The sequence below is a fragment of the Spongiactinospora gelatinilytica genome, from assembly GCF_003236385.1.
GTDB lineage: Bacteria > Actinomycetota > Actinomycetes > Streptosporangiales > Streptosporangiaceae > Spongiactinospora > Spongiactinospora gelatinilytica.
The window spans coordinates 1-8907 of record NZ_POUA01000329.1 but is presented as its reverse complement, the minus strand read 5'-3'; the positions used below and the strand labels follow the sequence as shown (position 1 = coordinate 8907).

10 protein-coding genes and 1 pseudogene are annotated in these 8907 nt (G+C 70.5%); 2 read left to right on the top strand and 9 right to left on the bottom strand.

Annotated features, from left to right (window positions below):
- The 4 genes and pseudogenes from C1I98_RS30335 to C1I98_RS30320 all read right to left on the bottom strand — a co-directional run.
- Positions 1 to 417: helix-turn-helix domain-containing protein (locus C1I98_RS30335; protein ID WP_438672122.1), on the bottom strand; the 417-nt coding region annotated here is incomplete at its 3' end.
- Positions 418 to 524: 107 nt separating this feature from the next.
- Positions 525 to 722 carry a DUF5708 family protein gene (locus C1I98_RS30330; RefSeq protein ID WP_111170809.1) on the bottom strand — a complete coding sequence of 66 codons (198 nt, stop codon included), beginning with the start codon at positions 720 to 722 and terminating at the stop codon, positions 525 to 527.
- A pseudogene (locus C1I98_RS30325) lies at positions 698 to 1545 on the bottom strand (aldo/keto reductase). Before C1I98_RS30325 ends, C1I98_RS30330 begins: the two are co-directional and overlap by 25 nt.
- Positions 1546 to 1652: 107 nt before the next feature.
- Positions 1653 to 1952: a PNPOx family protein gene (locus tag C1I98_RS30320; protein ID WP_438672121.1), complete on the bottom strand. Its 300-nt coding sequence runs from the start codon at positions 1950 to 1952 to the stop codon at positions 1653 to 1655.
- Positions 1953 to 1977: 25 nt separating this feature from the next.
- On the opposite strand from C1I98_RS30320, the gene C1I98_RS41865 reads away from it, so the two are divergent.
- Positions 1978 to 2313 (top strand): MmyB family transcriptional regulator, encoded by a 336-nt coding sequence (locus tag C1I98_RS41865; protein WP_111170807.1) that lies wholly within the window; start codon positions 1978 to 1980, stop codon positions 2311 to 2313.
- Here C1I98_RS41865 and C1I98_RS30310 read toward each other — a convergent pair.
- The 5 genes from C1I98_RS30310 to C1I98_RS30290 form a co-directional block, all read right to left on the bottom strand.
- Positions 2303 to 3514, bottom strand: a complete 1212-nt coding sequence (locus C1I98_RS30310) for a cytochrome P450 (protein WP_111170806.1) — start codon at positions 3512 to 3514, stop codon at positions 2303 to 2305. The genes C1I98_RS41865 and C1I98_RS30310 overlap by 11 nt on opposite strands.
- Before the next feature lie 32 nt (positions 3515 to 3546).
- Positions 3547 to 4764 carry a cytochrome P450 family protein gene (locus tag C1I98_RS30305; protein ID WP_111170805.1) on the bottom strand — a complete coding sequence of 406 codons (1218 nt, stop codon included), beginning with the start codon at positions 4762 to 4764 and terminating at the stop codon, positions 3547 to 3549.
- Positions 4765 to 4930: 166 nt separating this feature from the next.
- Positions 4931 to 5500: a TetR/AcrR family transcriptional regulator gene (locus C1I98_RS30300; protein ID WP_158558231.1), complete on the bottom strand. Its 570-nt coding sequence runs from the start codon at positions 5498 to 5500 to the stop codon at positions 4931 to 4933.
- Positions 5501 to 5587: 87 nt separating this feature from the next.
- On the bottom strand, positions 5588 to 6745 hold the full coding sequence (locus C1I98_RS30295; RefSeq protein WP_233508314.1) for a sensor histidine kinase: 1158 nt from the start codon (positions 6743 to 6745) through the stop codon (positions 5588 to 5590).
- An 8-nt stretch (positions 6746 to 6753) separates the two neighbouring features.
- Positions 6754 to 7410, bottom strand: a complete 657-nt coding sequence (locus C1I98_RS30290; protein ID WP_111170811.1) for a response regulator transcription factor — start codon at positions 7408 to 7410, stop codon at positions 6754 to 6756.
- Between the two features lie 157 nt (positions 7411 to 7567).
- Between C1I98_RS30290 and C1I98_RS30285 the strand changes: the two genes are divergently transcribed.
- A partial coding sequence (locus C1I98_RS30285) for a hypothetical protein (protein WP_199537320.1) occupies positions 7568 to 8907 on the top strand: 1340 nt, incomplete at its 3' end.

Here is an 8907-nt window from a genome sequence, read left to right as displayed (position 1 = left end):
GGGGGAGGACGGATGGCCGAGGTCGGGCATCGGGGGGCTGATGTGCCAGGCGCGGCGGCCGATGGTGAGGTCGGTGACGACGGCCGTGAGCAGGTCGGCGAGTTCGATGCCGAGGGCGTCGCAGATGGCGGCCAGGATCTCGGACGAGACCTCCTTGCGGCCGCGCTCCACCTCCGAGAGGTACGGCACGGAGATGCTGGCGGCGACGGCCACGTCGGCCAGGGTGCGGCGCTGGTCGAGGCGGAAGCGGCGCAGGGCCTTGCCGAGCAGGGAGCGGAGCGGCTCCTTCGGCCAGCGCCGGCCCAGGCCCAGCTCCGCGAGCGAACCGCTTTCGGCCGGTGAGTCCTCCCCCGCGTCATGGCGGGACTCCGCCCGGTTCGGCTGAGGGTCGTGAGGTGGGAAGAAGTGCACAGTCACGGCCGGATCCCTCTCTCCGCGCGGTTGAGCCATGGTTTCATTTGTAGCCCTGATCCGCGCTGTCGAGCAGGGGATTTCGCCGCAGGCGCACCTGCCGGCCTTGACCGTCACTCGGTACGACGAACCGCGGTCGTCATCTTGTAGAGCCCGTACAGGGTCTCCACCCCGCCGATCGCCATCAGCACGATGCCGATCTTGGACGGTGTGAAGACGACGATCTCGAAGCCGAGCCCGAACCGCCACAGCGCGGCTCCCACGGCGATCATGGCCGGGCCGGTGATCAACGTCTTGCGCGGGGAGGCCATGCGGGACTTCCTTCCTGATGATGTGCGCTGCGCTGCACGACTTTCCCAGGAAGTTCGATCTCGGTCGCCCCGAGGTTGTCGGTGAGCTGGGCGACGTCGCGCACGCCGATGATCGGGTGGATCACCGGGGAACGGGCACGGATCCAGGCCAGTGCCACCCTGGCGGGCGTGGTGCCCAGGTCGGCCGCGGCCTGCCGTACGGCGTGCGCGACCGCGTGGTCCCGAGCGGTCAGTGAGCCCGGATCGACCCGCGTGCCCCCCCGCGCGCCCCCGCCCGGCGCGGTGAACTTGCCCGACAGCACCCCACGGGCCGGCGGAGCCCAGGCCGCCACGGTCAGCCCCAGCGCCTCCGCCATCGGCAGCAACTCCAGCTCGATGTCCCGTTTGAGAAGGTTGTAGGGCACCTGGAGCCCGGCGAACGGTGTCCAGCCGCGCCATTCGGCCAGCGTGTCGGCCCGGCTGACCACCCACGCCGGAGCGTCCGAGATGCCGACGTACAGCACCTTCCGGCGCGTACCACGTCATCGAGCGCACGCATCGTCTCTTCGAGCGGCGTGCGCCGGTCCCACAGATGCACCCAGTACAGGTCGATGTAGTCGGTCCGCAGCCGGCGCAGGCTGCGCTCCAGCGTCAGGACGAGGTTCTTGCGGTGGTTGCCCCCGGCGTTCGGATCGTCCTGGTCACGGGAGATCGAGTACTTGGTGGCGAGGACGAACCGGTCCCGGCGGCCGTCGAGCAGTTCGCCGAGGATCGCCTCGCTCTCGCCGTACGCCGAGGCCGTGTCGATCACGTTGCCCCCGGCGCCGGAGTACACGTCGAGCATGGCCCGGTACTCGGCCATGTCCCCGGCCTCATGGAACGTCATCGCGCCGAAGAACAACTCCGACACCCGCAGCCCGGTACGACCGAGCAACCGATACCGCGTCCCGCTCACGCCATGTCACGCGCGGTCAGCCGGAAGGACCCGGTGTCGATGCCCCAGGCCAGAATCCGGCGCGGCCGGATCAGTATCCACACGGGCTCGAACGGGAACGGCGCGCCGAGCCGCAGCCCCAGCTCCACCCCGCCCTCGGTGCGGGCCTCCGCGTGCCCGCGGACCTCGATGCCGCGCGGCGCCCACGGGTCGGTGGTGGCCAGGTCGTCGATCACGAACGACACATCGGGACGTTCCGCGACGTCCCGGAACTTCTTGCTGCCCGCCATCCCCGTGCCGGCCGCCCCACCGACCACCAGGGCCTCGGCCTCCGGATCGTAGATGACACCGACCGGCCGGACCGACGGCCTGCCGTCCCGGCCGACCCGGGTCGCCGCCGCGCTCGGCGACCACGACGCGGCCCGGCTGGCCGACGAGCTGGCCATCACCGCGGGCAACCGGTTCAGTGACCGTTTCCAGGCGGGCGCGCTGCCCGCCCGCACCGGGGTGGAGCGCTGGGCGCATCCGGAGGCCGGTGAGCTGGTGCTCGCGTACGAGAGCCTGGAGCTGCCCGGCCCGGACGAGCGTTACCTCCTCGTCTATCTCCCGGCCGACGACGCCACCGCCGCCGCGCTCGACCTGCTCACCTCGACCCTGCCCATGGAGGTCACCAGGTGAGCGGGAAGGTGACCGGGCGGGCGATCATCTGGCCGGGGGGCCAGCTCAGCTCGGTGTCGGGGATCGCCAGGCGTACCTTGGGCAGGCGGGTCACCAGGGCGGACAGGGCCGCGCCGAGCTCCAGTCGGCCGAGCTGGGCGCCGAGGCAGAAGTGGATGCCGTGGCCGAACGTGAGATGCGGGTTGTCGGCGCGGGCGAGGTCCAGCGTGTCGGCGTCGGGGAAGACCGACCCGTCGCGGTTGGCCGAGCTGATCGAGAGCAGCACCGCCTCCCCCGCCTTGATCTCGGCTCCGCCGATCTCGACGTCTTCGGTGGCGACCCGCATGGTCACGATGCCGCTGCCGATCTGGCTGTAGCGGAGGAGCTCTTCCACCGCGCCGGGGATCAGCTCGGGCTGGTCGTGCAGCAGCCGGTACCGGGCCGGGTCGCGCAGCAGGTGGTAGATCGCGTGCGTGAGGCTCCCGGTGGTGGTGTGGTAACCGGCCACGAGCAGGACCACGCTGAAGGCTCGCATCTCCTCCTCGGTGAGGCGGGCGTCTTCGTCGTGCGCCCGCAGCAGCATGGTCAGCATGTCGTCGGCGGGCGTCGGCGCGGCCTTCTTGCGGCCGATGAGGTCGCTCAGGTAGGCGTCCAGCGCCTCGCGCGCGGCCCGGATCTGCTCGACCTGCCCCGGCGCGGCGGCCCCGGTGAACAGCATCTGGTCGGCCCACTCCTGGAACCGCTCCCGCTCGTCGCCCGGCACGCCGAGCAGTTCGCAGATGACCGCGAGCGGCAGGGGGAGCGCGACCTCGGTGATCAGGTCGGCGGGCGGGCCCTTGGCGATCATCCGGTCGACGAGATCGGCGGCCAGCCTTTCGACCCGGGGGCGCAGCGCCTGGATGCGACGGGCGGTGAAGGCGGCCGACACGATCTTGCGTACCCGGGTGTGCTCGGGAGGGTCCATCCAGAACAGCGCCTTGGAGCCGCTGACCATCGGGATGGGGCTGCGGCCCCCCGTGGTGGCGGCCTGCTTGCTGAACCTCGGGTCGGCGGCCACCGCGCGGACGTCGGCGTGACGGGTCACCAGCCACGCCTCCAGCCCGAACGGCAGGACGATGCGCACCACCGGATCGGCGGCCCGCAGGCCGGCGAGCACGTCGGGCGGCTCGAACTTGTTAACGACCTGAAAGGGGAACCTGTGGGCTTGCGGGCTTTGCGGCAATGTACCGGCTCCTGTCGGAACGGGGGGACGGGCTAGCCGAGCCGTACGGGCAGGGTCTTGAGGGTGCGGATGAAGAAGTGGTGCATCCACAGCTCCCCGGGCCTGTCGTGGTCGAGCGCGAGGCCGGGGAAGCGCTCGATCAGCGCGAGCACCGACACCTCGGCCTCCATCCGGGCCAGATGCGCGCCCAGGCAGTAGTGGACGCCTCTGCTGAAGGCCAGGTGCGGGTTGGGGAAGCGGGTGATGTCGAACCGGTCGGGATCTTGGAAGACGGCTGGGTCGCGGTTGACGGAGTGGATCGGCAGGAAGATCAGCGATCCGGTGGGGATGACCTCGCCGCCCAGGTCGATGTCGGTGGCCGCATGGCCTTCGACGACCGAGATCGAACCCTCGTAGCGCAGGAACTCCTCCACCGCCGACTGGATCAGGTCGGGCCGCCGCCTGAGCAGGTCGAGCTGGTCGGGGTTGGCCAGCAGCGCGTGCACGCCGTTGGCGATGACGTTGGCGCTGGTGATGTAGCCGGCCGTGATGAGCAGCATCACGGTGGCCACCAGCTCGCGCTCCGACAGCCGGTTGTCGCCGTCGCGGGCCGCGATCAGGTCGTGGACGAGGTCGTCGCCCGAGGTCTCCCGCTTCTCGGCGATGACCCGGCGGGAGTAGTCGCCGAGGACGGCCTGCTCGCGCCGGAACCGGGAAACCATCGCGGCCGGGTCGGGCCGCTCTTCCAGCATGACGGCGTGGTCGAGGCGCAGGGCCGCGGCGTGGTCGTGCAGGATGCCGTCGTCGGCGGGGGACAGCCCGAGCAGGTCGGAGATCATCCGCGTGGACAGCGGGAGCGCGAGGTCGGCCATGATGTCGGCCCGGCCCGCGCGCTCCATGGCGTCGAGCAGGTTGCCGGTGTGGAAGGCGATGCGGGAGCGCAGGTTTTCCATCTTGCGGCGGGTGAACGCGGCCTGCGCGAGCCGCCGCAGCCGGGTGTGCTCGGGTGGGTCGGTGCCCACCATGTTGTCGGCGAAGGCGCTCTCGCCCTCGCCGCCGCCTGCCCGTTTCTCGGACTGCTTGTGGGCCTTGCTGAAGCCGGGATCGTTGAGCACGGTGCAGGCGTCGGCGTGCCCGGTGACGAACAGGGCGGCGCGGCCGTACGGGATGACCACGTGGTGCAGACGGCCGGCCTGGCGCAGCTCGCGATAGAAGGGGTAGGGGTCGGCCAGGGCGGCAAGGGGGAACGTGGTGGTGATGGTCTGCGACATCCCTCTCCTAGGGGTCGTCAGAGCGGACTGGGACAGGACTGCGCACAGGGAACAGGGGGACAGGACCGTCCTGATCGTTGCCGATTGATCGATCACAGAACGTTACGATAGGTAACTATATGCTATCCCGCGACCACGCGCACGGTCATGCGTCAGCGTGCGCAGGCTAGTGACCGGTCACTTCCGGCCGGCCGCCGGAGGCGAGGAAGCGGTCCGCCCAGGGGTCCTCGGCCGCGCGTGCCGGGAGGTCCATCGCCGAGGCCATCATGTAGAGGGCGCCCTCCGCGATGAACCAGTGCGCGGTGTCAGCGTTCATCTCCGGCATCGCCTCGACCCGCTCGAAGACCGCCTGAGTCGAGTGGTGCATCAGGTCGCGGATCTCGGGATCGTCGCTCGCCGCGTACCCCTGCAACAGCATGAGCATCAGTTCGCGGCGCCCCATCAGCTCGCCCCAGGCGTTCGACATGGCCGGTCGTGGGTCCGACCCGGCGGCCTCGCCCCGCCGCACCATCTCCCGGTCGATGATCTCGAACACCCGCGCGAGCACGGTCAGGAACAGCTCTTTCTTGGTGGAGAAGAGCCGGAAGAGGTTGGGATGCGACAGATCGGCCTGGCGGGCGATGGTGATCGTCGAGCCGCCGTGCAGGCCCTTGTGGGCGAACTCCTGTAGAGCGGCCTCGATGACCTCTTCGCGCCGCTGCTGTGCCCCCACCCGCGGGCGCCGTTTCGCCTCCACGTAACGATAGTAAATAGTCACTATCGGTCTTGCGTCAAGCGAATCCCGTTGAGCACCACCTGGGGCTTCGCCGTGGAACGCGCGGAATCAGGCGGTGCCCTGGTCGGCCGGGAGTTCGACGCTGATCGTCAGGCCGCCCTCCTCCCTCGGACTGGCCGTCACCCACCCGCCGTGCGCGTCGGCGATCACACGCACGATCGACAGCCCCAGCCCGCTGCCCCGCTCCGAGCGCAGCCGGTCGCCGTGCAGCCGGCGGAACGGCTGGAAGATCGTCTCGATCTCGTACGGCGGCACCTGGAGCCCCGAGTTGGCGACCACCAGTTCCACCCGCTCGGCCCGCCGCCGCGTCGTCACCCACACCTCGCCGTCGGCGTGGTTGTGCCTGATCGCGTTCTCCACGAGGTTCTGCACCAGCCGTTCGACCAGCACCGCCTCCCCCAGGGTCGGCGCCGGATCGAGCAAGCGGTGCAGCCGCACCTGCTGCTCCGCCGCCTCCTCGGCGGCCTGGTCGAGCACGTGCTCGGCCACGTCGGCCAGGTCGAACGGCCGGCGGTCCAGCACCGCCTGCTCCCCCTCGGCCAGCGCCAGCAACCCGTCGATCAGCCGCTCGTGCCTGGCGTTGACCAGCAGCAGGGATTCGCCGAGCCGTTTGACGTCCTCGGTCGCGTCCGGCCGGCGGACGGCCACGTCCACGAGGGTCCGGTTGATGGTGAGCGGCGTGCGTAGTTCGTGCGAGGCGTTCGCGACGAACCTGCGCTGGCCGTCGAACGAGCGCGCCAGCCGGTCCAGCATCGTGTCGTAGATGCCGGTCAGCTCCTTGACCTCGTCTCGCGGGCCGTCGTACCCGATGCGTTCGGTCAGGTCGTGGCTCTGCGCCACCCGGCGCGCGGTCTCGGTCACCTTCCTGAGCGGGCGCAGCACCATGTCCGCCGTACGCCAGCCGACCCCGAAGGCGGCGGCCGTCCCGGCGACCACGGCGATCGCACCGCCCAGCCGTACGTCGTCCAGGGTGCTCCGCTGGTAGGTGGCGCGCACCTTCATCCCGAAATCGCGGGCGAACTCGTACTCGTCGGAGAACCGGTCCGCGTTCATGACGGCCCCGTCGGTACGGGTGGTCTCGATGCGGTCGGGGGTGAGGACGGAGGCGCGGTACTCGAGGCCGGTCCGCACCACGAAGTAGGCCACGACCAGCACCAGCGAGGAGAGCAGCAGGAACACCCCCGCGCAGGCCAGTGAGAAGCGCATGCGCATGCTCATGGAATGCGGTACCCCGATCCCGGCACGGTCTCGATGATCTGGGGCCCGCCGAGCTTCTTGCGGAGCTTCATCATCGTGGTGCGCACGGTGTTGGTGAACGGATCGACGTGCTCGTCCCAGACCTTCTCCAGCAGGTGCTCCGCCGAGACCACCGCGCCCTGGGCGCGCAGCAGTTCGGCCAGCACCCCGAACTCCTTGCGGGCCAGCGGCACGTACCGCCCGTCGCGGAAGACCTGGCGATGCGCCCAGTCCAGGCGTACGCCGGCGCGCTCCAGCATCGGCGGATCGGCGGGCCTGGCCCGGCGGCCCAGCGCGTGTACCCGGGCCAGCAGTTCCTCGAACGCGAACGGCTTGGGCAGGTAGTCGTCGGCCCCCAGCGACAGCCCGGTCACCCGCGAGCGCACGTCGCCCGCCGCGGTCAGCATCAGCACCCTGACCAGCCAGCCCCGCTCGACCACCGCGCGGCACACGTCGTCGCCGTGGACGCCGGGCAGGTCCCTGTCCAGGATCAGGACGTCGTAGTCGTGAACACCCAGGCGCTCCAGGGCCGCGTCGCCGTCGTAGGCGACGTCCACGGCCAGCGCCTCGCCGCGCAGGCCCTCGGCGATCGAATCGGCGAGCATCCGCTCGTCCTCTGCGACCAAAACCCGCACCGCCACCCCCTGAAGGCTTTGAAATATCGCCAGTTTCGCGCCGCTCGGATAACGCGGGCATAACCGATTTGAGTGACGTTCAGGTTATCCGGCGCACGATGGACTACGGCCCCCAAGGCCCGGGATCGGCCCGGCCGGGACAATGGGGGAGAGTGACATGGCAGCCGTCCTGGCGCGGCCGCGACCGACCGAAACGGCCTCTCGGGCACGATCTTGGCGATCCGCACTGTCCGGGCTGTCCAGGCACCGGATCTTCATCTGCGTGCTCGCGGCGGCCGTCGCGCTACGCGTACTGGTGATGCTGGGGTACAACACGGCGCAGCTCTACTGGTACGACTCGTTCAGCTACCTGGACACCGCCGTCCATATGCGCCCGCAGGGGGCCTTTCACCCGGCGGGGTACTCATGGTTCCTGTGGCTGCTGCGGCCCTTCCAGAGCGTGGAGGTCATCGCGGGCGTGCAGCACGCGATGGGGCTGGGCATCGGGGTGATGACCTACCTGCTGCTGCGCCGCTGGTCACTGCCGGGCTGGGGCGCGTCGCTGGCCGCGGTGCCGGTGCTGTTCGACCCGTCGTTCCTGCGGCTGGAACACGCCGTGCTGTCCGACCTGCAAGTGATCTTCCTGGTCGTGGCGGGCCTGGCGGCGCTGATGTGGCGGCGCGAGGTCTCCACCCGGACCGCCGCCCTGGCGGGGCTGCTGTTCGCGCTGGCCGGGCTGACCCGCACCGCGGCGGTGCCGCTGATCGGCCTGGCCGCGCTGTGGCTGGTACTGCGCCGGGTGCCCTGGCGCAGGACGGCGGCCCTGCTGGTCGCGGCGGTGCTGCCGCTGGCCGGGTACGCGGGCTGGTACGCCCAGCACCACGGCCGCTTCGCGCTCAGCGGCTCGGACGGCATCGCCCTGTGGGCCCGCACCATGACCTTCGCCGACTGCTCGGTGATCCGCCCGCCCGCCCGCGAGGCCGTCATGTGCCCGAACGGCTCGGTCACCGACGCCGCCTCGGAGTACGTCTGGCTGCCCGGCTCCGCGCTCAACCGCCTGCCCGGCAACCGGTTCTCGCACAACGAACTGGCCAGGTCGTTCGCCCTGAAGGCGATCGCCGCGCAACCGCTGGACTACCTGCGCGAGATCGTCAAGGACGCCTCACTGGCCTTCACCTGGCAGCCGGTGAACCACCCCAAACGGGTCAGCATGGCCAACACGTTCCCTCAAGGGGCCTGGACACTGCCCGAGGAACACCTCCTCATCAGCAAGGTTCGCCGCGAGTACGACTCCGACATCCGGGGCCTGCGCTCGGTCGAGCCCTTCGGCACGATCCTGGCGGCCTACCCCTATCCCTGGTTCCTGCACGGCCCCCTCTTCGGCATCATCCTGCTGACCGGCTTCATCGGCGCCCTCGGCCGCCGCCGCCCGGCCCTGCTCCCCTGGACCCTGTCCATGTTCCTCCTGGTAGGCCCCATCGCCGCCCTCGACTTCGACCACCGTTACGTCCTCCCCGC

Bases quoted from the DNA above. Each gene is read 5' to 3' on its own strand.
- C1I98_RS30330 (WP_111170809.1), bottom strand. From the start codon at position 722: ATGGCCTCCCCGCGCAAGACGTTGATCACCGGCCCGGCCATGATCGCC.
- C1I98_RS41865 (WP_111170807.1), top strand. From the start codon at position 1,978: ATGACACCGACCGGCCGGACCGACGGCCTGCCGTCCCGGCCGACCCGG.
- C1I98_RS30305 (WP_111170805.1), bottom strand. From the start codon at position 4,764: ATGTCGCAGACCATCACCACCACGTTCCCCCTTGCCGCCCTGGCCGAC.
- C1I98_RS30295 (WP_233508314.1), bottom strand. From the start codon at position 6,745: ATGCGCTTCTCACTGGCCTGCGCGGGGGTGTTCCTGCTGCTCTCCTCG.